Origin of the sequence: Proteocatella sphenisci DSM 23131 (assembly GCF_000423525.1) — a bacterium.
In the GTDB taxonomy this organism is placed as follows: Bacteria; Bacillota; Clostridia; order Peptostreptococcales; family Filifactoraceae; genus Proteocatella; species Proteocatella sphenisci.
In genome coordinates this window covers 25,399-51,342 of record NZ_AUID01000016.1, presented here as the reverse complement: position 1 = coordinate 51,342, position 25,944 = coordinate 25,399, and the positions used below count along the sequence as shown (strand labels likewise).

General features: G+C 34.3%; 25 protein-coding genes. 24 read left to right on the top strand and 1 reads right to left on the bottom strand.

The genetic code is table 11. The annotated features are described in order from the left end of the window. Positions 1–66: 66 nt before the first annotated feature. The 18 genes from G558_RS0107390 (at position 67) to G558_RS0107305 (ending at position 18,921) form a co-directional block, all read left to right on the top strand. Positions 67–2,064, top strand: a complete 1,998-nt coding sequence (locus tag G558_RS0107390; RefSeq protein WP_028829611.1) for an NAD(P)/FAD-dependent oxidoreductase — start codon at positions 67–69, stop codon at positions 2,062–2,064. Positions 2,065–2,081: 17 nt separating this feature from the next. Then, positions 2,082–3,029, top strand: coding sequence for a polyprenyl synthetase family protein (locus tag G558_RS0107385; RefSeq protein WP_036931777.1), 948 nt, complete (start codon positions 2,082–2,084; stop codon positions 3,027–3,029). An 11-nt stretch (positions 3,030–3,040) separates the two neighbouring features. Then, positions 3,041–3,940: a UbiA family prenyltransferase gene (locus tag G558_RS0107380; RefSeq protein WP_028829609.1), complete on the top strand. Its 900-nt coding sequence runs from the start codon at positions 3,041–3,043 to the stop codon at positions 3,938–3,940. A gap of 65 nt (positions 3,941–4,005) precedes the next feature. Continuing rightward, positions 4,006–5,049, top strand: coding sequence for a hypothetical protein (locus tag G558_RS0107375; RefSeq protein WP_028829608.1), 1,044 nt, complete (start codon positions 4,006–4,008; stop codon positions 5,047–5,049). A 78-nt stretch (positions 5,050–5,127) separates the two neighbouring features. Then, positions 5,128–6,183, top strand: a complete 1,056-nt coding sequence (locus G558_RS0107370) for an FAD:protein FMN transferase (protein WP_028829607.1) — start codon at positions 5,128–5,130, stop codon at positions 6,181–6,183. Positions 6,184–6,350: 167 nt separating this feature from the next. Then, positions 6,351–7,343: a phosphate acetyltransferase gene (gene pta, locus G558_RS0107365; protein ID WP_028829606.1), complete on the top strand. Its 993-nt coding sequence runs from the start codon at positions 6,351–6,353 to the stop codon at positions 7,341–7,343. Between the two features lie 18 nt (positions 7,344–7,361). Then, positions 7,362–8,744 (top strand): uridine kinase family protein, encoded by a 1,383-nt coding sequence (locus G558_RS0107360; protein ID WP_028829605.1) that lies wholly within the window; start codon positions 7,362–7,364, stop codon positions 8,742–8,744. A gap of 33 nt (positions 8,745–8,777) precedes the next feature. Beyond that, positions 8,778–10,193: a F0F1 ATP synthase subunit beta gene (gene atpD / locus G558_RS0107355; protein ID WP_207636205.1), complete on the top strand. Its 1,416-nt coding sequence runs from the start codon at positions 8,778–8,780 to the stop codon at positions 10,191–10,193. Next, on the top strand, positions 10,165–10,542 hold the full coding sequence (locus G558_RS0107350; RefSeq protein WP_028829603.1) for a hypothetical protein: 378 nt from the start codon (positions 10,165–10,167) through the stop codon (positions 10,540–10,542). Before atpD ends, G558_RS0107350 begins: the two co-directional genes overlap by 29 nt. A gap of 14 nt (positions 10,543–10,556) precedes the next feature. Then, complete coding sequence (locus G558_RS0107345) at positions 10,557–10,850, top strand: AtpZ/AtpI family protein (RefSeq protein ID WP_028829602.1); 294 nt, start codon at positions 10,557–10,559, stop codon at positions 10,848–10,850. An 18-nt stretch (positions 10,851–10,868) separates the two neighbouring features. Then, on the top strand, positions 10,869–11,162 hold the full coding sequence (locus G558_RS0107340) for an ATP synthase subunit I (RefSeq protein WP_028829601.1): 294 nt from the start codon (positions 10,869–10,871) through the stop codon (positions 11,160–11,162). Continuing rightward, complete coding sequence (locus tag G558_RS0107335) at positions 11,159–11,821, top strand: F0F1 ATP synthase subunit A (protein WP_028829600.1); 663 nt, start codon at positions 11,159–11,161, stop codon at positions 11,819–11,821. The genes G558_RS0107340 and G558_RS0107335 overlap by 4 nt, the downstream gene beginning before the upstream one ends. A gap of 12 nt (positions 11,822–11,833) precedes the next feature. Then, positions 11,834–12,100: a F0F1 ATP synthase subunit C gene (locus G558_RS0107330; RefSeq protein ID WP_028829599.1), complete on the top strand. Its 267-nt coding sequence runs from the start codon at positions 11,834–11,836 to the stop codon at positions 12,098–12,100. 3 nt (positions 12,101–12,103) lie between these two features. Beyond that, positions 12,104–12,868 carry a F0F1 ATP synthase subunit B family protein gene (locus G558_RS0107325; protein ID WP_028829598.1) on the top strand — a complete coding sequence of 255 codons (765 nt, stop codon included), beginning with the start codon at positions 12,104–12,106 and terminating at the stop codon, positions 12,866–12,868. A 15-nt stretch (positions 12,869–12,883) separates the two neighbouring features. After that, entirely contained in the window at positions 12,884–14,422 is a 1,539-nt protein-coding gene (locus tag G558_RS0107320) for a F0F1 ATP synthase subunit alpha (RefSeq protein ID WP_028829597.1), read from the top strand. Then, entirely contained in the window at positions 14,397–15,245 is an 849-nt protein-coding gene (locus G558_RS0107315) for a F0F1 ATP synthase subunit gamma (RefSeq protein WP_028829596.1), read from the top strand. The genes G558_RS0107320 and G558_RS0107315 overlap by 26 nt, the downstream gene beginning before the upstream one ends. Before the next feature lie 98 nt (positions 15,246–15,343). Beyond that, entirely contained in the window at positions 15,344–16,786 is a 1,443-nt protein-coding gene (locus G558_RS0107310; protein ID WP_028829595.1) for an ABC transporter substrate-binding protein, read from the top strand. Between the two features lie 14 nt (positions 16,787–16,800). Then, the gene (locus G558_RS0107305) at positions 16,801–18,921 is read left to right on the top strand and encodes a diguanylate cyclase domain-containing protein (RefSeq protein WP_028829594.1); all 2,121 of its coding nucleotides are present in this window, start codon (positions 16,801–16,803) and stop codon (positions 18,919–18,921) included. A gap of 67 nt (positions 18,922–18,988) precedes the next feature. Here G558_RS0107305 and G558_RS0107300 read toward each other — a convergent pair whose 3' ends face one another. Then, positions 18,989–19,354, bottom strand: a complete 366-nt coding sequence (locus G558_RS0107300; protein ID WP_028829593.1) for a NifB/NifX family molybdenum-iron cluster-binding protein — start codon at positions 19,352–19,354, stop codon at positions 18,989–18,991. A gap of 351 nt (positions 19,355–19,705) precedes the next feature. On the opposite strand from G558_RS0107300, the gene G558_RS0107295 reads away from it, so the two are divergent. The 6 genes from G558_RS0107295 to G558_RS0107270 all read left to right on the top strand — a co-directional run bounded on the left by G558_RS0107295 (position 19,706) and on the right by G558_RS0107270 (position 25,939). Then, positions 19,706–20,698: an ABC transporter permease gene (locus G558_RS0107295; RefSeq protein ID WP_028829592.1), complete on the top strand. Its 993-nt coding sequence runs from the start codon at positions 19,706–19,708 to the stop codon at positions 20,696–20,698. Next, positions 20,691–21,503 (top strand): ABC transporter permease, encoded by an 813-nt coding sequence (locus G558_RS12685; protein WP_242825216.1) that lies wholly within the window; start codon positions 20,691–20,693, stop codon positions 21,501–21,503. Before G558_RS0107295 ends, G558_RS12685 begins: the two co-directional genes overlap by 8 nt. A 17-nt stretch (positions 21,504–21,520) precedes the next feature. Beyond that, positions 21,521–23,086 (top strand): ABC transporter substrate-binding protein, encoded by a 1,566-nt coding sequence (locus G558_RS0107285; protein ID WP_156888530.1) that lies wholly within the window; start codon positions 21,521–21,523, stop codon positions 23,084–23,086. A gap of 28 nt (positions 23,087–23,114) precedes the next feature. Then, positions 23,115–24,587, top strand: coding sequence for an ATP-binding cassette domain-containing protein (locus G558_RS12680; RefSeq protein ID WP_051188571.1), 1,473 nt, complete (start codon positions 23,115–23,117; stop codon positions 24,585–24,587). 66 nt (positions 24,588–24,653) lie between these two features. After that, on the top strand, positions 24,654–25,565 hold the full coding sequence (locus G558_RS0107275; RefSeq protein WP_028829590.1) for a DMT family transporter: 912 nt from the start codon (positions 24,654–24,656) through the stop codon (positions 25,563–25,565). Positions 25,566–25,576: 11 nt separating this feature from the next. After that, positions 25,577–25,939, top strand: a complete 363-nt coding sequence (locus G558_RS0107270; protein ID WP_028829589.1) for an arsenate reductase family protein — start codon at positions 25,577–25,579, stop codon at positions 25,937–25,939. Positions 25,940–25,944: the final 5 nt, after the last annotated feature.

Sequence of the window (25,944 nt, the reverse complement as noted above, 5' to 3'; positions counted from 1 at the left end):
GAATGTTTTATTATTTATATTTATCTAATTTATATTTTGCTAACTGAATTTATTAAGGAGTCTATAATGGGATCTAAAATTGTAATAGTAGGAGCCGGCTACTCAGGTATTCTTACTGCCAAAAAGCTGGAGAAGAAATTAAAAAAGGCAAAACATAATGATATTAGTATAACGATAATTGACAAAAATCCGTTTCATACTATGCTTACTGAGCTTCATGAAGTTGCGGCAAATCGGGTTGATGAAGAAAGTATCAAAATCAGCCTAAAAAAAGTTTTTGCTGGAAGAGATATTGATGTAAACCTTGATACAATAGAATCTGTTGATTTTGATAATAAGATAGTAATAGGAAATAATCAAAAATACGAATATGATTATCTTGTGATTTCGGCTGGTTCAAAACCAACCGATTTTGGAATAAAAGGGGTAAAAGAAAATGCCTTTATGTTGTGGTCTTATGAAGATGCAGTAATTCTTAGAGATCATATACATGAAATGTTTAGAAAAGCAGCGTGTGAAACTAACCTGGATGAGAAAAAGAGACTACTTACCTTCCACGTAATAGGCGCTGGATTCACAGGGGTAGAGATGGTCGGAGAACTTGCAGAGTATGTGCCTTTTCTGTGTGAAAAATTTGAAATAGACAGAGAATTAGTGACACTCGTTAATGCGGATGGGTTATCAAGGACGGTACCGAATTTAGATGAAGATCTTTCTAAAAAAGTTGAAAGACGTCTTAATAAAATGGGAGTAGAACTTCTTCTTAATAATTTTGTGCAAGAAGTAGGGCCTGGATATGTGGTTACTAAAAGTGGTGAAGAAGTAACAAAGCATATTACAGGAACTGTTATATGGGCTGCGGGTGTTGAAGGGGCTGATATCACAAACACGGTTACTAAAGAAATCGAAGGCGGAGGAAGAGGAAGAGTTAAAGTAGACAAATACCTTCGTTCTATTGATAATGAAAATGTATATGTTGTAGGAGATAACATATTTTTCATATGTGAAGGTGAAGAAAGACCGGTTCCTCAGGTTGTAGAAAATGCTGAGCAAAGTTCTCATACTGCAGCGCACAACCTTGCATGTGCAATAACAGGAAATGGTGAAATGGAAGAATATAAACACAAGAATCATGGATTTATGGTTTGCGTGGGTGGTAGATATGGAGTTGCAAGCGTTGGGGGAGTTAACAAAAAAGTAAATCTTCCATCATTCCTGGCTATGTTTGCCAAACATTTCATAAATATTGTATATTTTGCACAGGTTTTAGGCTGGAATAAGATTATAAGTTATATGAAACATGAATTTTTTACAATAAGAAACTGCAGAAGCTTTGTGGGAGGCCACTTTTCAAACAGAACTCCAAGTTTCCTTATGGTACCAATAAGAGTATGGCTTGGTTTTATATGGCTTTTTGAAGGAGTAAAAAAAGTTCTTGAAGGTTGGCTGGGTGCTCCAAAACTTGAAGGCTTCTTTGGTGGGGCAAACGCGTGGTTTAACGGTGTTTTGAATGCAGGATCTTCGGAGGCAGTCAATCAGACAGCAGGAGCTGTTGCAGATGCAGTTTCTGCAGCAACGGCAGCCCCTGGTGCAGCAGATGGAGTAGCAAATGCAGGTACAGTTATAATGAATTTTGACTTTATAGGGTTGCTTAATATGATTCTTGTTTCAGGAAAAACACTTGTTGAATCAGGGCTTTCTGATATAGCATTCAAACTTGATATTCCTCTTATGAACTGGTTTGTAAACACAGTAATTCTTTCAAGTGATTCAATGCAGATATTCATGCAATCATTCATAGTTGTTGCAGAAATACTTATTGGACTTGCTTTGATAGGTGGACTTCTTACCTTCCCAGCAGCAGCACTTTCAATAATACTCCAGTTTATGTTCGTTTGTACTACTGGGCTTTATCTAAATACTTTCTGGATGATATTTGCAGGTATAGCAGTTTTAATAGGGGCAGGAAGAACTATAGGATTAGATTATTATTTCATACCTTGGCTAAAGAAAAAATGGAAAAATATAAAATTTGTGAAAAAGCTGTATTTATACAATGATTAAAAATTAAGGATAATGAAATGACTAATATGTTGACATATGATCAGGCTATAGAAGCTGTTAAACTAGAGGTAGACAAAACCTTGTCATCCTCTCCAAGGATAATAAAAAAATATACGCAGCATTTGATAATATCAAGAGGAAAATTCATTAGGACACTTTCTTTGATAGCTTGTGCCCAAGGCAAAGATGGAATGATTAGCAAAAATGCAGTAAATTTTGCTGCGGCCGTTGAGATTCTCCACCTGGCTACTCTAGTGCATGATGATATAATTGATGATGCTGATCTGAGAAGAGGCCAAACAACTCTACAGAAAAAATTCGGAAAAAAAACAGCTGTCATATGTGGAGATTATCTGTTGGCAGTTTCTCTTGAACTTGCGGCTTCGGTTTCAAATAAAGAAGATTATCTAAAACTGAATATGCCAAAGTATGTATCAAAAGTGTGTATTGGCGAGTTAAATCAACACATTAACAATCACAATATGAATTTGAGTATTATTAAATATCTCGGAATAATATCTGGAAAAACAGCAGCGCTTTTTGAAGCATCATTTTATGCAGGAGCTGTACTTTCAGAAACCGACGAGAAGCGAATAAACAAATATAAAAAACTGGGAAGAAATATAGGCATGCTGTTTCAACTTACGGATGACTGTATGGACTTTGAAGAAACAACCGATGTTGCAAAAAAACCGGTTGAGTCAGATTATGAACAAGGGGTAATTACTCTTCCGCTCATATATGCACTAAAAAAAGATGATCTTTTCAAAAAAAAATCGGAAGGTAAGTTATCCAGAGATGAAATTAACTCAGCTGTAAAAAAATCAGGTGGTTTAGAGTTTACCCATGTTTTAGCAGAAAAATATTATAAAAAAAGCTTAAACATAATAGAGAATCTGGATCTTGAAGAAGATAAAGCAAACAAGCTGAGATTTGTTTTAGACAAATCATACAGACTTATATAGGGATGACTATTATGATAAAAAGATTTTTAAATTATGTTGAAATACAGACTAAGATAACAAGTGTTTTTGCTTTTTTAATGACATTATCATATCTCAAGTATGTAGACCAGAAAATAAACTGGAAAGTTACGGCGGTGTTTATTGCTTCGGCTTTTATATTTGATATGACGACTACAGCTATTAATAACTATATTGATACAAAAACTAACGGCCAAATGCTTCGTTTTGAAAGAAAAACTGCACTTTGGATAATTTATGTAATGTTTATTTTGAGTGCATCACTTGGACTGTATCTTGTTTACTTGACAGATATTACGATTTTTTTTCTGGGTGCTTTGTGTTTTATTTGTGGAGTATTTTACACATATGGTCCAGCAGCCATATCAAGGTTACCTTTGGGCGAGGTAATATCAGGTTTTTTTTACGGAGTCATGATACCTTTTATATTGATATACATTAATATAAAAGAAGGTACATTTTTAAAATTTGATTTTAACATGGTGACTATCAGTATATATCTCAGTGTAATTCCATTGCTGAAATTTATTTTGTTTTCAATTGTACCTTTTTGCACCACAGCTAATATAATGCTGGCAAATAATATATGTGATCTTGAAAAAGATGTAAAAGTAAAAAGATATACTCTGCCATATTTTATAGGAGATAAATCGATTGTGTTGTTTGAGTGGATTTATTACTTGTCGTATTTATCAGTTTTTATTATGATTGTTTTAAAAATATTGCACCCACTGTGCATGATTCATTTTATTACTATATACTTTGTAAGAAAAAATATAATCAAATTCAAACTGGTTCAGGATAAGGAAATCACTTTTATTCTAGCAATTAAAAATTATGTTATTATAATGGCAAGCATAACAGCGCTAATTTTTATAAGTAGTATTATTTAAATGGTATAAACTGGAGATATCCAGATTATATATATAAAATTTTATATTATTGTATGGAGGAAATTATGAAAAGAATTTTATCAATGGTTTTAATTATGTCTCTAACTGTATTCGCATTTGCGGGTTGCAGCGACAAACCAGCAGAAACAACTGAAGATACACCAGCAGTAACAGAAAACGCTGTAAAAACGGGATTAGCAGTAATATCATCAGCAGAAAAATCAGTAGATGCAGCAGATGAAGATGGAATAGCTCAAGTTGATTCTGTTGCAGTTGCTGTAATGGTAGATGCAGACGGAAAAATTCTTAAAGCAGAAATCGATACTGCTCAGACAAAAGTAAACTTCTCTAAAGAAGGAAAACTTACTACTGACAAAGCTATGGAATTCAAATCTAAGCAAGAACTTGGAACTGAATATGGAATGGCAGCAGCTTCGACTATAGGTAAAGACTGGGCAGAGCAAGCTAATGCATTCGAAACTTTTGTAGAAGGCAAGACTGTAGAAGAAATAAAAACTTTCTCTCTTGATGAGGAAACTCATCTTACAGATGCAGATATGACAGCTTCAGTTACAATCAAAGTTGGACCATATATCGAAGCGATCGAAAAAGCAGTTACAAATGCTCAAGATATTGGAGCAAGCGCTACAGACAAATTGGGTCTTGGACTTGAAACTACAATTGAAAAATCAGCAGATTTTGATGCTGCAGAATCAAAAGATGGTCTGGCTCAGGTGTACACATATTACACAGCTTCAACGTTTGCTGAAGATGGCGTAATAACAAGCTCACTAATTGATGCATCACAAACAAATATTAATTTTGATGCAACTGGTAAAATAACTACAGATTTGACTGCTGCACTTCAGTCAAAAAATGAACTAGGTGATGCTTATGGAATGAAGAGCGCATCAAGCATAGGTAAAGAGTGGAACGAGCAAGCTGATGCTTTTTCTAAATATGTAGTAGGAAAAACTTCTGAAGAAGTAAGTGGTATAGCTGTTGATGCAGATGGACACGCTACAGATGCTGACGTTACTGCTTCAGTAACAGTTGGTATAGCAGAATTCCAGACAGTTGTTGCAAAAGCTTTTGCAACTGCGAAATAGTATAGTATAAATTAAATTTCAAAAGGTAGTATTGCTACATAGTAGTATTACTACCTTTTATATTTTGAGGTAAAAACATTGATTAAAAAACTTATTTTGATAATAACTTTATTATTTGTTTTTTTGGGAATGACTGCGTGTGAAAATAATGAAATTTACGATAAAAATAGGTATGAAGCTGAATTTATCGAACTTTTCGATACTTTTACAAAAATAGTCGGTTATTCTGAAAACGAAGATGAATTTAAAATATATGCTCAATATATATATGATGGCTTAGGTGAATATCATAAATTATACGATATATATAATGATTATGATGGAATAAACAATATTAAAATGATAAACGATAACGCAGGAATTAAACCTGTAAAAGTAGATCAAAAAATAATAGATATGCTGGTTTTTTCTAAAAACATGTATGACATTACGGATGGAAAAACTAATGTAGCTTTTGGATCTGTACTTGAAATCTGGCATGAATATAGAACAAAGGGTATAGATGACCCCGAAAATGCAAAGCTTCCACCAATTGAAGATTTGCAAGAAGCGGCAAAGCATACTGATATAAACAATGTTATAATTGATACTGAAAAGTCAACAGTCTATTTAAGTGACCCATTGATGAGTCTAGATGTAGGTTCTATTGCAAAGGGGTATGCAACAGAGCAGATAAGTAAATTAATAATGGAAAAGGGCATGGATTCTGGAATATTGAGTGTAGGCGGAAACGTAAGAGCTATAAATAATAATAAAAAAACCAATAAACCGTGGAGTGTTGGAATACAAAATCCTGACAGTGAAAGTGAAGAACCTATTTTAAAACTGGTTAATCTGGATAATGCATCGATGGTTTCAAGTGGGGATTATGAAAGATACTATAGCGTGGACGGTAAAAGATACAATCATATAATAAATCCTCAAACACTTTTTCCTGCTGAGAAGTTTACAGCGGTGACAGTCGTATGCAGGGATTCAGGACTAGCTGATGCCTTATCCACTGCCATTTATTGCATGGATTTTGAAGAAGGATATAAAATGCTAGAGACTATAGAAGATACAGAAGCCATGTGGATATTTAAAGACAAATCAATAAAATACAGCAAGAATTTTGAAAGTTTGATCAAGGAATAGGAAAAAAGCAATAAGAAAAGAAAGAGTATTTATAACGAAATAATGTTATAAGTGCTCTTTCTTTTTATAAAATAGGTAAACAGGTATAGTTTTAGTGTGATTTAAGGGTATATCTAAATTACAAACAAATTCAATTAAACGAATTAACAACGAAAGGAGAATTGTGTATGGGTTTTATTAATGGTATAAAAGAGGTTGCAAAGAGTAATCTAAAAAGGATTGTATTGCCTGAAGGAAATGAAGAAAGAACACTAATTGCAGCTTCAATAATAAATGCTGAGAATATAGCAAAAGTAATTTTGATTGGAGACGAAGCTGATATAAAAGACAAGGCAGGAAAATTGGAGATATCACTTTCGGGAGTTGAAATACAAGATCCTGAGAACTCTTTAAAAACTGATATATTTGCGAATGAGTATTACAAGCTGCGTAAAGCTAAAGGTATGACTGAGGAAAAAGCATCAACGATTATGCGAGACCCTATGTATTACGCAACTATGATGGTTAAAATGAATTTTGCAGATGGAATGGTTTCAGGAGCAATTCACACTACAGGTGAACTTTTAAGGCCTGCTCTTCAAATAATCAAGACGGGTCCTGGAGCCAGTATTGTGTCATCGTTTTTTGTAATGATTATGAAAGATATATCATTTGGAGAAGACGGCATGATTCTATTTGCAGACTGCGCGGTAAATCCAAATCCCAACGAAAACGAACTTGCATCAATAGCAATATCAACAGCAGAGAGTGCAAAAAAACTGTGCAACATAGATCCAAAGGTAGCAATGCTTTCATTTTCAACAATGGGGAGTGCAGATCATGAGTTAGTAGAAAAAGTGAAAAATGCAGTAAAGATAGCTAATAGTGCCAGACCAGATCTTGATATAGAAGGTGAAATGCAGGCAGATGCTGCACTTATAGATACAGTGGCCAAGAGAAAAGCACCAGGATCAAAAGTTGCAGGAATCTCAAATATACTTATATTCCCAGATTTACAGTCTGGAAACATAGGATATAAGCTTGTAGAAAGGCTTGCAGGGGCGATTGCGATTGGTCCCATATGCCAGGGGTTTGCTAAACCTGTCAATGATCTTTCAAGAGGGTGCAGTGTAGAAGATATAGTCAATGTAGTTGCAATTACAGCTGTACAGGCACAATAAAACCAGGAGGAACAATATATGATAGAAACTCATCTTCACAACAGCCGTCAGACTATAAAACTGGGCCTTATATTAGTAGTAAAACAGCTTTTTCCAGAAGAAAATTTAAAAATTGCATATTCCATACAAGAAGGGGTGTTTTGCAGGCTTGTAGATTCAGTTTTATCTATAAGAGAAGTAAGTCAGATTGATATAAAACTTAGAAAGTGGCTGTCAAAAGATCAAAATATTGTTTTTTTGGGACATGAGCTTGGCTATTATAGCTATAGGGTGGATGAGGACCATGTTAAGATGCTATATCCATGTGAAACAACGACGCACCTTGTGGAAGCTTTTTCCATAATGGCCTATGCAGGAGGTTTTATAGTTGATTTTGGGGATGCAGACAGGGGGGTAGATGTACCACTTATACCGCCGGATAAGCTTGCAGCAACCTATGATAAAACTCATAAATGGTTAAAAAATATAAGGATAGAAACTTTAGAAGATGTGAACAATTATATAAAGAGCGGGGAAAGCACAAAACTTACAGGTATAGCAGAGGCTCTTCATGAAAAGGAAATTGCCGATATTTCTGACACGATACTTAGCCAAAAAAGAGCACTTAGGGTTCTTGTTATCGCAGGACCGTCCTCTTCTGGGAAAACATCATTTGCTGAAAGGTTATCGACACAGCTTCGAGTTAATGGTCTAAAACCAATACCACTTTCACTTGACAATTACTTTGTGAACCGAGAAGAGACTCCTTTAGACATGTATGGTAAATATGATTTTGATTCCCTGGCTGCTTTAGATATGGATTTTCTTCAAGGTCAGATTCATGACCTGGTAGAAGGGAAAAGGGTGGAGACTCCAATTTTTGATTTTATCACAGGTAAACGCCTGAGCACTACTAACCCAATACAGGTAGGACCAGATGAAATATTAATTCTTGAAGGTATTCATGCTTTAAACCCGGCCCTTTATCCAGCGGTGAACAGGAATATGCTGTTTAAAATCTATATACATGCCATATATGGTCTAAATATAGATTTGATTAACAGGATTCCTGCATCAGAAATCAGAATGATGAGAAGGCTTGTCAGGGATGAAAGATTTAGAGGAAAAGATCCAGAAGATACACTTGATCAGTGGGCAAGTGTAAGACTTGGAGAATATAACAATATATTTAAATTTCAAGAAGAAGCTGACGTTATGTTCAACTCAAGCCTCATATATGAATTAAATGCCCTTAGAACTTTTGCAGAAGAATCGCTGAGTAAGATAAAAGATAACAGCCCCTACGCGGATACCAAAAACAGGCTTCTTAATCTGCTTTCTTTTTGTGAACCTATGGATGTATCAAAAGTACCCTTTAATTCAATATTAAGAGAATTTATTGGTGGAAGTCTATATTTTTAATATATTGATTTACATAAAACTGGAGGTGAGCTGGTGAATAATTTAGGATATATAAAATCTGTTCATGGAAGTGTAATTGAAGCAGTTTTTGAGGAGAACCTTCCTTCAATAAATAATAAGTTAATCATGGAAAAACAAAATGATATTATATTTGAGGTTATTGCATATGTAGATGAAAATACTGTTCAGGCAATAGCATTAACATTTACAATAGGTATATCAAGAGGGGACAAGATAATTGACACAGGTCATACTCTTATGGTGCCTGTAGGAAAAGAAATTTTGGGAAAGATGTTTGATGTATTTGGAAGGCAGCTAGATGGAGGACCTGAGATTAAAAATCCAATTTTAAAATCTATTCATCAAAAGCCTGTTCCTTTTTCAAAAAGAAGCACAAAAGATGAAATATTCCTTACAGGAATAAAAGTAATTGATGTCATGACTCCTCTGGCTAAGGGAGAAAAGGCAGGATTGTTTGGAGGAGCTGGGGTGGGGAAATCAGTTCTTATTACAGAACTCATAAATAATGTTGCTGCAAAAATGAATGGATACAGCATATTTTGCGGAATAGGTGAGAGGTCCAGAGAAGCAGAAGAACTATATAGAGAAATTAAAGAGGCTGGGGTTCTTGAAAATACAGCGCTTATATTTGCACAAATGAATGAACCGCCAGGAGCCAGGTTTCGCGTAGGGCACGCCGCACTTACTATGGCTGAATATTTCAGAGATGTTGAAAGGAAAGATGTGATGTTGCTTATAGACAACATATTCCGATTTATTCAAGCAGGCTCTGAGGTATCTGGAATAACAGGTAAAATGCCATCGCGTGTGGGATATCAGTCAACGCTGGCAAGTGAATTGTCAGAACTTGAAGAACGAATTTCAAATACTGAAACAGGGTCTATTACTTCTATCCAGGCTGTATATGTGCCAGCTGATGATTTTACTGATCCCTCAGCCACGCATACCTTTTCACATCTGTCTGCATCGGTAGTTTTATCAAGAAAGCGTGCAAGTGAAGGTTTTTATCCAGCGGTTAATATTCTGGACTCATCATCAAAGATGTTAAGCCTAAATGTAGCAGGAGAAAGACACTATAAAATTGCAAATAAAATAAGGATGACACTGGCACTTTATGAGGAACTCAAAGATATTCTTGCTATGCTTGGAATAGAAGAACTATCTCCTGATGATAGAAAAGTCGTGTATAGGGCCAGAAAACTAGAGAGATTCCTTACACAGCCTTTTTTTACGACAGAACATTTTACTGGAATGGTGGGGAAATTTGTATCACTCGAAGATGCACTTGAAGGCTGCAATCGTATATTAAATGATGAATTTACGGAATATGAGGAAAGTGATTTCTATATGATTGGTAATATAAGTGATGCGATGATGAAAAGAGAGGAAAGGATGAAAGGTGAAAATCAAACTGATTCTTCCAAATAAAACCCTTATGGAAAAAGATATAGATAAAGTCACACTCCCTGGAAGAGAAGGAAGTTTCCAGATACTGCCAAGACACATAGATTTCACATCCAGTATAAAGCCTGGAATACTGACTGTTTTTTCTGGTGAATATATTGAATACTTTGCATTAAGTCATGGAATAATGGTAAAAAAAGGAGATGTTATATATCTGAGCACCTTGTATGCCGTAAGAGGAGAGTCTCTTGAAAGCTTGAGTAGAGAGCTTGTTGAAGATATTAATAATCGAAAAGAATACGATAATAAAATAAGAGAAATTCTTTCAAAAATGGAAGCTGAAACCTTGCGAAGATTTATTGAGCTTGATTGACAGGAAGGAAAGCCATGAAAGATAAGAAGTCAGATCATGAAAATGAATTAATTGATAAAGTTGACCAAGAAGTAAAAACGAAAATAAAGATGCAGAAAAGTGGAAGCGAAGTAATGTTTGGACTTGGAGCTTTTGGAATTGTAGGATGGTCTATAACTGTGCCGGTGGTCGCAGGAATATTATCAGGCAGATATCTAGATGAAAAATATACACAGAGTTTTTCGTGGACCCTGGTTTTGTTATTTACGGGCTTAATTATTGGTTGTCTAAATGCGTGGTACTGGATTAAGAAAAACGGACCGCAGTAGGTAAAAGGGGGGCATAGCATGCTTACATCTTTTTTAACAGGTATGGTTTTAGGAATAATCTTCTTTGGGGGGTTAAATTATACTATAAAATATATTACAAAAGTAAAAAATCCGGTACTATTTGTGACGATGAGCTTTGTTTTAAGAATGGCGGTTCTTTTGGCGGGTTTTTATCAGTTGAGAAACAGTGGTTATATGAGTATGGTAATAGCGCTTATTGGAGTGATTACAGCCAGAATTGCAATAACGTACTTTGTTAGAAACAGCCTTATGTCTGATGATGAAAAATTAGTTGAGGAGGAAAAGTCATGAGTATTGATCCCAGCAGCATTATCTATTTTGAAAACGGATTTGTAAGGATAACGGCTACGCTGGTTTTTTCCTGGATTACAATGATAATAATTGCTGTTTTTGCATTTTTTATAACAAGAAAATTAAAAACAGAAAACAAGATTATGATGAATCAGAATTTAGCAGAGCTGATAGTGGTAGCCATATCAAGCCAGATCAAGGATATCATCAGAAAAGATTCAGAGAAATATATCCCATTTATAGGAACTCTTTTTATTTTTATACTGATTTCGAATATTTTATCTGTAATTCCTGGATATATATCGCCTGCAGGTTCTATGAACACAACGATAGCTTTGGCATTGTGCGTATTTTTGGCAGTGCCTTTATATGGGATTTCAAGCAGAGGATTTTTAAACTATCTAAGGCAGTATACAAAACCTTCAATATTGATGCTGCCATTTAACATAATAGGTGAAATATCAAGAACCATATCATTGGCAGTAAGGCTTTATGGTAATGTAATGAGTTCGAGTATAATAATCGCTATACTGCTAGGGGTTATTCCCTTATTTTTCCCTATTATAATTCAGGTGTTAGGTTTACTTACAGGCGCAATTCAGGCCTATATATTTGCCATACTTGCTGCAGTGTACATTGCTTCAGCAATTAAACAATGAAGGAGGAACAATATGGAATCAGCAACAATGATAGGTATGACTTCAATTATTATGGCAGGAGTTACTCTGTGCATAGGCTCTATAGCACCGGCTATAGGAGAATCAAATGCGGTGACTCAGGCATTAAAATCCATTGCTCAACAACCTGATGAATCAAATACAATATCGAGAACTCTTTTTGTCGGCCTCGCGATGATAGAGTCAACTGCAATATACTGCTTTGTCCTCTCTATGATTCTTTTGTTTGCAAATCCATTTTGGAATGCGTTGGTGAAATAACGTATGCAGATAAATATATTTGAGATAATTGCTCAGATTATCAATTTTCTTGTACTTTTATTTATTCTTTCAAAACTTTTATATAAACCTGTTTTAAAGACAATGAAAGAGAGACAAGAAAAGATAAATGAGGAACTTAGCAAAGCTGATAAGAAGATGGAAGAGGCGAGCAGTATAATAAGTTTGTATGAAAACAAGCTTAGAGAAATCGGGGAAACTGAAAATGAGCTCATGGATATAGCTAAGAAAAATGCAGTCGAGGAAAAAGAAAAGTTGATGGAAGGATTTAAGGCTCAAGCTGAAGAATTGAGGGAAATCTATTATGACCGAATCGAAGATGAAAAAAGTGAATTTGAATTTGAAATCAGAAAATCACTAGGTGAAAATTCAGTTAAGATTGCGGAAAATATTTTGAAAATATTTAATTATGACAGCGTACACGATAACATGTTTAATGTATTTATGGGGAAATTAGCTTCACTTAAAAATGATTTGAATGAAAAATATCAGCAGGAAAAAAGCCCGGGCTTTGATGAAAATGTTGTCATAAGGAGCGCTTATGAGATTTCGGATGAAAACAAAACAATGATTGAAGCAGAGCTAAAAAGACAGTTTAATGCTGATTACAAAATTTCTTATATCACCGATAAAAGAATGATACTTGGATATGAACTCAGATTTTCATCGTTTAGTTTACACACAAACATTGATAGATATCTTGAGGAAGCTCAAGACAATCTTATGAGAATCATTGAATCTAAAAAATAAAGGAGCTGCTTGATAATGATTAAAAAACAACTATCTATATTAGAAGAATCAGTCAAAGATGCACTTTTAAAGCCTCTGGGGGACCTTGATCTGGAAGAATATGGGATAGTTTTGTCACTTGACAGGGGTATTGTAATAGTGAAAGGTTTATATAAAGTTAAATATCAGGAATTGGTGGAGTTTTCAAATGGCATACTTGGAATGGTTTATAATCTTAATTCAGATCGTACCGGAATAATTCTCCTGGGTAATTATGAAAATATAAGAGCAGGAGATAGAGTAAAAAGAACATATAAGGTGGCCAGTATACCTGTTTCGGAAGATTACCTGGGAAGAGTTATTAATCCATTAGGAAAGGTACTTGATGAAAAAGGTCCAATCGATACCGGAATAATTATGCCGGTAGAAAGAGAGGCTCCACCTATTATGCACAGAGCTCCCATTAATAAACCTCTCCAAACGGGTATAAAAGTTATTGATTCAATAGTTCCAGTAGGAAAAGGGCAGCGAGAACTCATACTTGGCGATCGTCAAACCGGGAAAACAGCCATTGCCATTGATACTATAATTAATCAAAAAGATAAGAATGTAATCTGCATATACTGTTCAATTGCCCAGCAAATTTCTTCAGTCAGCAAGATTATAGATGTGTTGAAAACATACGATGCTTTATCCTACACTATTGTTGTTATGGCCGGAGCTGAAGATCCACCAGGGCTTGCATATATTGCACCATATGCCGCAACAACAATTGCAGAATTTTTTATGGAAAACGGGCACGATGTACTCATAATCTATGATGATCTGACAAAACACGCAAGGGCATACAGAGAACTATCATTATTACTTGAGAGACCATCTGGAAGAGAATCCTATCCGGGAGATATATTTTATATACATTCCAGGCTTCTTGAAAGATCCACCCATCTAAAACCAGAATATGGTGGTGGAAGCATTACTGCACTCCCTATAATTGAAACACAGGCGGAAAACCTGTCTTCTTATATTCCTACGAATCTTATTTCTATAACTGATGGACAGATTTACTTATCTCCAAAGATTTTTCAAAAAGGGAATATTCCAGCTGTTGATATTGGGACATCAGTATCAAGAGTTGGGGGGAAGACTCAGATACCTGCCTACCGCCAGATTACTACTTCATTAAAATTAACCTATTCACAGTTTAGTGAGCTAGAAGTATTTTCAACATTTAGTGCCAGACTCGATGAAAAAACCAAAATAATTCTAGAAAGGGGAAAAAGGATTAGAAAGGTTTTAAATCAAGCCCAATATAAGCCTATAGACGTAACAGACCAAATTGCAGTCTTGATAGCGGTGCTCAGTGGACTTTTTGATGATGTTGATATTGAAATGATTGGTCAGGCTGAGAAAATTGCGATAAAAACAGCATCAAAAAACTTGGAGTTTCAACTAAGTATAAGCGAGCTGAATAAAATTGATGATAGAATAAGGGATGACTTTCTTAAAGAAACAGCTTTAGAAATTACAAAGGAGTTGGTTAACAAGGATGCAAAGTCTAAAAAACATAGATGATAAAATACGATTGACAGAAAATTTGAAATCTGTTGTTACAACAATGAAGGCACATGCTTCTGCGAATATTTTCGAGTTTGAGCATGCATCAGATGCATCAGATATTTACCGTGAAGTAATTGATATGGCCCTTTATATTGCACTTCTCAAGGATGATGAAAACATAAGCATACAAGAAATTTCTGAGGGAAGAACAATACACATTGTATTTGGTTCTGATTTTGGACTTGCGGGGCGGTTTAATGAAAGGATTGCTGAGTTTGCTATTAATAATATTGATATAGACAATGAAGACTATGTCATGATAATCGGCAAGCAACTTATATCCAGGCTTGAGGCGAAATTTAATATTATTGAATATTTTTCAGTTCCTCAATCTGAAGATTCCATCTCAGAAGTGGTGCAAAGATTACTTACGAAAATAGATCATTTGAAGGACACCAGTGTCATAAATAAAATTTTACTCTACTATTGCAAGACAACAGATTCTTCAAATATGACTGAAGTAATAGAAACTCTCTTTCCAATAAACCCTCAGGATTTTTCAAAAATATCATTTAAATGGGACTCTAACAGTGTCCCTATATATTTAATGGACAAGGGGACTCTTGTTTCGGATATAGTACGTCAGTATTATTTTCTGACACTGTACAGAAGTATCTGTTTTTCTCTGATATCGGAAAATAACAGCAGGATAGCTTCCATGAGTGCTGCTAAAAAAAATATAGATGAAAAACTTTCAGAATTAAAGTATTCATATAGAAAAAAACGTCAGGAAGAAATAACAAATGAGCTAAAATTCAAGCCATCTGGTAGATTTTAATTATTTTGAAAAATTACTAACGATACATTATAGTATTGTAGTATAATATAATGAAGATATTTACTATAAAGTTTAATTAAAAATTCAAGGGGAAGAGTATGGAAAATTGTTTTAAAAAAAGTATAATGGTTCTTATGTTAGTTGTTATAATAGCTTTAAATGGGTGCCAGAGTATAAGCGGGAATATAAACCCTCTGAATCAAGACAACCCAATTACAGTTACGATATGGCATTATTATAATGGTCATATAAAAGACAATTTTGATGCGATGGTATCAGAGTTTAATGAAACTACTGGTATGGAAATGGGTATTGTAGTTGAAACAAAAAGTCATGGGGATGTAGGTCAGCTTGCCAATGCTGTGTTTGATGCTGCGAGTAATGATATTGGCTCTGAAAATATGCCCAATATTTTTGCTGCTTATCCGGACAATGCAATACGTGTACATAAAATAATTGGTCTTGTAGATATGGAATCATATTTTACGGACGAAGAGATTCAAGAATATAGAAAAGAATTTCTGAAAGAGGGAGTTTTTTTAAATGAAGAAAAGCATTATATAATACCTGTTGCCAAGTCCAGCGAAAATCTATTTGTTAATAAAAAGTATTGGGAAACTTTTTCAAAAAAACATGGATATACTGAAGCTGATTTAAGTACATGGGAGAGTATTTTAAGGGTTGCGGAGAAATATTACGAAGAGACAGGAAATAGTTTTTTGGGCATTGATGCAGTAACAAATTATATTCTTATGTCTTCTATGCAGCTTGGAACAGAGATTTTTTCTTACAATGAAGACGGCACTGCAAGCTTTAATTTTGATAAAGATATTGCCAGAAAAATTTGGGATAACTACTATACACCATACTTAAATGGCTATTTTTTAAAAACTGGCAGGTTTAGCTCGGACGATGCGAAAACGGGTAAGACTATTGCATATACAGGTTCTACTGCAGGAGCAGGATATTTTCCTACTGAAGTAACATTTAGTCAAGATGACATTGTTGAGATAGAAGCGCTTGTACTTCCCTATCCTTATTTTAGAGATGGTAAACCTTTTGCAATGCAGCAAGGTGCGGGTATGTGTATTTCAAAAAGTGATTTTCAACATGAATATGCGTCTGCAGAATTTTTGAAATGGTTCACAACAGCTGAAAATAATCTTAAATTTGCAGTCTCAACTGGGTATTTTCCAGTAAAAAACGAAATTTTAAATGAATCTAAAATGATAGGTGCAATGCAAGAAGCAAAAATAACAAACCCGGCCATAAAGGCTTCAATATTAACTACTAATAAAATGTTTAATGAGTATAGCATTTATAGCACAAAACCTTTTGATGGAAGTTTTGAAATTAGAAATTTTCTTGAATCAGAGCTTAACGAAAAAATCACAAGAGATGTAGAGATTATAAGTAAACAAGTATCAGCGGGGAAAATTTACAAAGATTTAATTAATGACCATATTAGTGAAGTTGAGTTTGAAAAATGGTATAAAGATATAGTGAGTGAAGCAGAGGCGATACTGATCAGATATAAATAACGAGAGGCTTATATATGTATACTAAAAATGATATAGTTACTAATAAAACCAAATCCATAGTTTTCAAACTGACAACTTTTGCTATAGTGATAATTATATTGCAGACATTTTTTTTCAGTGCAAGCCTTGTACTTGGAGGAGTGCTGAAAGAGTCAAGAAACAATGCACTTAAGAGTTTTGATGAAACTGTGATAAGTCGAAAAAGTTACCTGGAGAGGGAAATGAAGAATAGTTGGACAAATCTTCAGCCATTTACAGAGCAAATTTCTGAAAAGCTCTCAAATGAATTTGGGTCTGACGAATCATTACTTTTTGATGTGTCTGATACCCTGATAGATATGCTTAGGAGCACTCGAGCCACAGGAGTATATTTGATTTTAGGAAATGATTTGAGTCAGGAAAAATATCAGGCACTATATTTCAGAGATTATGACCCGCTGAGTAACAATTACAGTAACGATGACATATACACAATTATAGGTCCATCTGATATTTCTGAAAATCTCAAGATTCCACTTGACCAGACATGGAAATATAATTATGAAATTACAGAAGCAAACCGGGATTTCTTTATAAGACCATATTCAAAGAATCATTTGACAAAGGATTCGAATTTATTGGGTTACTGGAGCAAACCTTTCAGGCTGTCACCAAATGATTTAGATATAATAACATACTCCATGCCGATATTTGATAAAGATAAAAATCTAAGAGGAGTGATAGGTATTGAAATTACATTAAATTATTTTGTTCAGCTTTTACCCGCAACTGATTTACAGCCCCAGGACTCTCTTGGTTATATGCTGGCATACAAAAAATCCGAAAAAGATGACCTTATGCCTGTAATTTCAGTTGGTGCATTTCAAAAGCGTATAATGAATCTAGAATCTCCTCTGAAACTTGACAACATAGATAATGACAGGGGCATATACATTCTAAAAGATCACAATATGAAAAAAGAAATATATGCAAGTGTTAAAAAAATTGGACTTTATCGAAACAATACACCATTTGAATCTGAATCCTGGTATCTGATAGGGCTTATGAGAGAAGATTATATTTTCAAGCATGCAAAAAAAATACAAAGTATAATACTCTTATCGTTTGGGATTTCCCTTATTGCAGGAATACTGGGCAGCATATATTTTAGTTTTAAGTTTTCAAAACCCATAATAAAGTTGGCTGATAAGGTAAGGATAAGTGGTAAAAACAAAAAAATAAGTTTGGATTCTACAGGTCTTAGAGAAGTTGATGAGCTGGCAAAAGCTATGGAATTGGCTAAAGATGACATGTTAAAATCAGCATCCAGACTGAGTGGAATAATCCAGATGTTAGATGTTCCAATAGGAGCATTTGAAATTAGCAGTACCAGTAAAGAAGTTTTTGTCACTGATAATTTATTTTCTATAATGGGGATTGCAGAAGAAGATGCTTACAAGTACATAAATAAGGGAGATTTCCAAAAAATACTTGATGTAATATACAGCTTTGAAGATCCAAATGAAAAGGGCATTTATAAAATAGAGGACTGGCCATTAAAGTGGATAAAAATTGATATTTCAAAAAATGATAATACTACCACTGGAGTTATAAGAGATGTTACAAAGGAAATGCTTGAAAAAATTCAAATTCAAAACGAAAGAGATTTGGATCCATTAACTAAACTTTATAACAGGAGGGCTTTTCAGCAGATTTTTGAACATAAATATCAAGAAGCAAATTTAGAGGTTGCGGCACTTATGATGTTTGATTTGGATAATCTGAAATTTATAAATGACACATATGGTCATAAATGGGGAGATATTTACATTGTAGAGTCGGTTAACAGATTAAGAAGTCTTGGGAATTCAGAAAATTTGGTTTTGGGAAGGAGGTCTGGAGACGAGTTTGCAGTTTTAGTTTTTGGATATAGCTCAAGGAATGAGATTATTAAAGAAATTGACAGATTTTATGAATATTTAAAAAGAAGTCCTCTTGAATTTCCAGGAGGAGATATACGTGAGATTGGGATATCAGGAGGAATAGTCTGGTTAGAAAGTAAAGGGATGGATTACGATGAAATGATTCACATGGCAGACAGTGCACTTTACAGAGCAAAGAACAATAATAAAGGGGGATATGAAATATCACAATAAATGATGGTCAAAAATCACCTCATATATATTTTTAAAAAAATACGGGGTGATTTTAGACAATAAATTTTTAGTGGTTACATTCATGACCATGATCATGTGAATTGCATGGATCGCCCGAGTCTGACAAGGTCCCACTTAGCCAATTTAAAGCAACTTCTTCGACAACACCTGAGCATCCTCTTACAACTTCTATTCCAGCGTTCTTTAGGACGTTTACGGCCCCTTGTCCCATGTTTCCGGCTAACATTACTGTTACTCCTCTATCAGCAAGTGTAGTAGCTATATTTGACTTGCATCCACAACCTGCAGGAGATTCAACAGTTTCTTGTCCAATAATTTCCTTTTTATCATTTATTTTAAAAACAGTAAAGTATTCACAATGACCAAAGTGGTCATCTATTTTGTTTTGACGTGATGGCAGAGCTATTTTCATAATCTATTCCTCCAGTAATATAAAAGTTCTTTAATTTAAAAAATAATCATAAAAATATACTACACAAATAAATGGCATGTGTCAACAAATGAGATATCATATTATTTAAAAATTCATTGCTAGATGAATAAAAATATGATAAAATTAACAAGGTTCAACTCAGAAGAGTTGTTTGTTTTCAGAAGAAAAACCATGGATTTGTTTATTGCTGTGATCAAGAAATAATTTTTTATAAAAAAATGAATAATCATAATTTGTGTTAGAAGGCATGAGCGAATAAAAAGATTATAGAGAAATCTTTTGTGTTCGTTTTTTTTTGATAAAAATCTAATCAAACGGATGGGGTAATAAATGCTCAATTTAAAATATGTTTTCAAAAAAACATTTCAATTAGTAATAACTCTGCTTATACTATCGGCTGTAATTTTTGTGATTTCACGATTGTCTCCAGGTGATCCGCTCAGATCTTATTTTGGAGACTCTATGGAAAGAATGACGCCAAAACAGCTTAACACAGCAAGAATAAATTTGGGGCTCAATGATAATATCATAGTCCAGTATTTTAGATGGCTAAAAAACGCATTAAAAGGTAATTTTGGTATATCTTACAAGTACAAACAAGATGTTGTAGCGGTAATTGCTAAAGTTTATCTAAACACGCTCTATCTGACTGTTTCTAGTTTTATAGTTATATTTACGTTGGCTTTTTTGCTTGCTATAATTTGCGTGATTAATGAAGGTACGATTTTAGATCGATTTATAAATAAGATGGGCATTGCAAGCAGCAGTATTCCTGTGTTTTTTGTTGCTCTTATGTTAATAATGTTTTTTTCTGTTAACACGGGGATTTTACCTTCAAGTGGTGCATATTCTTACATGGGAAGCGAAGGTTTTTCAGATAGATTAAGGCACCTGATATTGCCGGTGTCATCGGTTGTTATTACCCATCTTTGGTACTGCACACATCTTATAAAAAGCAAATTATCTGATGAGATTCGCAAGGAATACGTACTTTTATGTAAGGTTAAGGGATTATCTCAAATTCGGATAATATTTTTTCACTGCATGAAGAATATAATGCCTGCAGTTGTCAGTGTTATGGCTGTTTTTCTTCCCCATTTGATAGGGGGATCATACGTTGTAGAGATGGTATTCTCTTACCCGGGATTAGGAATGTTGGGCTTTGAAAGTGCGCTGTATCAAGATTATAATATGCTAATGGTAATTTGCCTTATAACGGGTTTTACAGTTGTATCCGCAAGCATGATTGCTCAGGTAATAAATGAGAAGATGGATCCAAGAATGAAACACGATAAAATTGATGGAGGTAAACACTTTGAATAAGAAGGTGCAAGTTATTCCGATTGTAGTGCTTTTTGTTATAGTTTTGGGGTGCATTTTTGCTGATGTTTTTATTCCCCTCGATCCTCATTTTATGGATCTTTCGCAAATCAGCACACCCCCGGGATTAAAACACCTTTTTGGAACGGATACACTTGGAAGAGATATATTTTCTATGATTTGGTATGGTGGAAGAATATCACTTTTTATTGGAATTTTTTCGACCCTCATTTCAACCCTTATAGCCGTTACATATGGGTGCATAGCGGGGCTTGCAGATGAAAAAGCAGATGATATGCTAATGAGGTTATCCGACATATTTATGAGTATACCTCAGGTTTTAATGGTTGTTTTTATACAGGCGATTTTTGGAGAGGCCAATATTATTTCAATCTCGATAGTAATCGCATTAACGGGTTGGATGGAAGTGGCAAAGATAGTAAGAAGTGAGGTTAGGCAGATAAAAAACTCTGATTATGTACTTGCTGCAAAAACAATGGGAGGCGGTTTTTTTTATATTCTCTGGAACCATTTGGGACCAAATTTTATTTCAGCAATTATGTTTATAGTAATAAGTAAAATAGCAGGGGCTATTGCTATGGAAGCTACTTTGAGTTTTCTAGGTATAGGACTTAGTGTAGATGTGGTTTCATGGGGGACTCTTATTTCTCTCTCCCAAAAAGCCATGCTTTCAGGAAATTGGTGGATTTTGTTTATACCAGGTTTCTTTCTTATAGTAACAATTATATGCATAACTGAATTAGGAGAATTTATAAAAGGAAGAAAGAAAAATGAGATTTTATTATAATAGGAAGGGATAAAAATATGTTTAAATCAATAAAAGAGGAATTGAAAAAATATACAAGAAGAATAAGTGCTATAATTATTTTGTCGGTGCTGTCTCTTACAATGGCATCATGTGGGGCACAGGAGTCATCGCAACAAAATACTCTTGTTTATGGGAGTACAGATTATACGTCAATAAACCCTGCACTTTATGAACACGGTGAGATAAATTCACTTATATTTATTGGACTTACAGCTCATGATGCAGACAATAAAGTGATTCCATCAGCCGCACAAAACTGGAGTTATGATAAAGATAAACATGAATATCACTTTAAATTAAGAGAAGGACTCTTGTTTCATGATGGAGAACCACTTACTTCAAAAGATGTTAAATTTACAATTGAATCTATAATGAACCCAGACAATAATTCAGAAAATGCATCAAATTTTGAAGACGTAGAAAGCATAGATATAATTGATGATTTTAATTTTGTTATAAAACTCAAAGCTGCAAATGTGGCTATGCTGGATTATCTTACTATAGGTATTTTGCCTGAACATATACTTGCAGGAGAACAGATTGTAACACATGAGTTCAATCAAAACCCCGTTGGGGCAGGGCCTTACAAGCTCACAAACTGGGATTTTGGACAAAGCATTACGCTTGAAAAGTTTGACGATTTTTATTTAGGCGCTCCTAAGATTGAGAAAATAATATTCAAAATAGTTGAAGATTCTGACTCAAGAGCACTGCAGCTAAAAAGTGGTGAGCTGGATTTTGCACAGATTACTCCAAAATCAATGAGTGAGTTTGAGGGAAAAGACGGATACCAGATTTATAAAATGGAGACGTCTGACTATAGGGGTATAATGTACAATTTCAACAGCGAGTTTTTTTCAAAACACAAAGAACTTCCTTCAATACTTAGTTATGCGATTGACAGGCAAGCTATAGTAGAAAGTGTGCTTTTAGGCAATGGAGAAGTTGCGTATTCACCTCTTCAAAAGACAGAATTTAATAATACAGAAATGGAAAAATATGATTACAATCCTGAAATGGCTGTAAAGTTGCTTGAAGATGAGGGCTGGATAAGGGAAGAAGATGGTTTTTTTTACAAAGACGATGAGCAGCTGGAATTTGAGATAAACAATGGACAAGCGGACCAGGTGAGAATAGATATGTCAAATATTTGCGCCCAGTATCTTCAAAATATAGGAGTAAATGCGACCGTTAAAGTTCTTGCAGAAACTGACTGGGAAAATCAGGATACATACCTGATAGGATGGGGAAGCCCTTTTGATCCAGATGACCATACTTACAAGGTGTTTGCTACATCAAAAGGCGCAAATTATGGAAGCTATTCGAATAAAAAAATCGATGAAATTCTTCAATCAGCCAGAGAAACAGATGTTAATGAAGAAAGAATTAAATTGTATAAGGAATTTCAGAAAGAACTATCTGACAATCCTGCCTACACATTCATTGCATATATAGACGCAATTTACGCAGCAAAAGATAATATTAAAGGAATAACAGAAAATACGACTCTTGGACACCATGGAGTAGGAATTTTTTGGAATGTCTATGAATGGGAAGTATAGATTTAATATTTAATCTGAGGTGGAAGTTATGAAAAACATATTGTCTATAAAAGATATTACGGTTTCTTTCAATAATGAGGAAGGAGAAGTCAGAGCACTTAATAAAGTAAATCTAGAGCTGCAAAAAGGTCAAATATTAGCACTTGTCGGAGAATCGGGATGTGGAAAAACTGTGCTTTGTAAGACTATACTTCAGATTTTATGTAAAAAAGGTATTGTTAAAAGTGGTGAAATTATTTTGGATGGAGTAAATCTGCTGGGGCTTGGTGAAAAAGAAATGCGCAGCGTTAGAGGAAGAGACATATCGATGGTATTTCAAAATCCTCTTACTTCTTTAAATCCTTCAATTTCAGTTGGAAAACAAATATCTGAAGTCATGAGAATTCATTTTAAAATGACAAAGAGCCAAGCTATAGAGAAGACTTACAGATTGATGGAAGAAGTGGGGCTGAGTGATGTAGAGCTAAGATACAAACAGATGCCGCACCAATTCTCTGGAGGAATGAGGCAAAGAATAGCAATAGCGATTGCTTTGGCTGCAAATCCAAAATTATTGTTAGCTGATGAACCCACCACTTTTTTAGATATTGAGGTTCAAGAACAGATTCTGGAGTTAATAAAAACTTATTCACAAAAACATGGAATTGCCGTAATTTTTATAACACATGATTTGAGTATTGTAGAAGATATAGCCGACAGAGTTATTATAATGAAAGACGGAAATATTTTAGAGTCTGGAAAAACAGAAAAGGTATTTGCTAATCCCGAACATGATTACACTAAAGAGCTCATAAAATATGCAAATTACGGAAAGCGAAGTGGGCATAGCCATGGACTACTAAATCAAGAATTAAGGAAATACAGTGAGAAACTTGTAGAAGTCAAAAAACTGAGCAAGTCTTTTAATCTGAGCCAGAAAAAAGTCAATGCAGTGTTAAAAGACTTAGATATGCATATCTACAAGGGAGAGATACTTGGGGTTGTCGGTCCCTCTGGATGTGGCAAATCGACTCTTGCAAGGTGTATTATGGGGATTTATAACCCGGACCAGGGTAATATAACTTTTAATACAACAAAAAACAAGGATAACACAAACTGGAAACAGATGATATTCCAGGACTCTTTTTCATCTCTTAATCCGGGGATGACACTTGAAAAAATAATTGGAGAACCCATAAGGATTAAAGATGGTAAATTTCCAAAAAGAGAAACTGTGTTAAAACTTATGGATGAAGTTGAGCTTGAAAGAAATTTGATAGATCGTTATCCTTATGAAATCTCTGGAGGACAAAGACAAAGAGCGGCAATAGCCAGGGCCATATCGACCAATCCGGATTTTATTATTGCTGATGAGCCTATATCGTCTCTGGATGTTTCTATTCAAGCACAGATAATTCATCTCTTTAAAAAATTGAACAGTGAAAGAGGGATTACACTGATGATAATTGCCCATGACCTGCCAATGCTGAAACATATAAGTGATAGAATCATATATTTTTGATTAGCACCTTTATTTTTGGTGGTATAATGATATTATTACTCTATATTAACGTGAAGGAGAACTAAGATGATTTATCTGGTTTTTGCAATTGTATGCAGTTCAGCTATTGCCATACTTTTCAAATACAGTGAGAAAATTAATACGCAAATGTACGTTGTAACAAGTGCAAATTACCTAATTGCATTTGTTACGAGTATTATTATGATAATATTTAAAGAAATGTATAAGGTGGCGCCTCAGGGGGGTTCTTTTTTTAGTGAAATAAGTAAAGCTTTTGGTCCAGGCGATTATATAATGTCGCCACATGCGAGTCTGATGTGGGGATTGATAATAGGGCCAGTTGCAGGTATGTTCTTTTTTTCATCATTTATATTTTATCAAAAAAGTGTAAAGGACAACGGAGTAAGTTTGTCGGGGACTTTTTCAAAGCTGGGAATTCTTGTTCCTATGGTGTTTTCTATTATTATTTGGAAGGAGATACCATCAGCTATTCAAACATTTGGAATAATTCTCACAATTATTGCTATTATTTTAGTTAATCAATCGTCAGAAGAAAATTTGAAATTCAGCATTAACACTAGCCTGATGGCACTTTTTTTTCTTGGTGGAATGGCCGAATTTTCTAATAAGATTTACCAAAAATATGCTATGATTGAGTACAAAGAAATGTTTTTATTTATGGTGTTTTTCAGTGCGTTTTTGATAAGCACATACTATATATTTAAAGAAAAATGTAAAATAACAAAAAAAGATATTGCTGTAGGCTTTGCGGTTGGAATCCCTAATCTGTTTACGTCATATTTTCTGATAATGGCACTTGATACAATAAAAGCTACGCTGGCATTTCCTGTTTTTGGTGCAGGAACAATACTTGTAATAACTGGATCTGGAGTGGTTTTATTTAAAGAAAAGATTTCATTTAAAAATAAAATTGCAACAGGATTAGTAGTGGTAGCGATAATTTTGATGAATATATAAAGAGGTGTGAAATGAAAAACTTAATTTTTTGTTATCCCAAGTGCTCAACATGCAAAAAAGCGATTGACTGGCTTGAGGAAAACAATATTAAATATGAGTACAGAGACATCAAACAAGAAAATCCAGGTATTGAAGAAATCAGACAATACCATAAAAAAACCAATCTTCCTCTAAAAAGATTTTTTAATACAAGTGGACTGATATACAGAGAATTGGGATTGAAGGATAAGCTGAATGAAATGACAGAGGAAGAAATGATTACTTTACTCTCTACAGATGGTATGCTTGTGAAAAGGCCTGTTTTTATTACTGATACCAATGTTTTGATTGGCTTCAAAGAAAGTGAATGGAAAGAAACTCTTATAAATATTTAATTTTA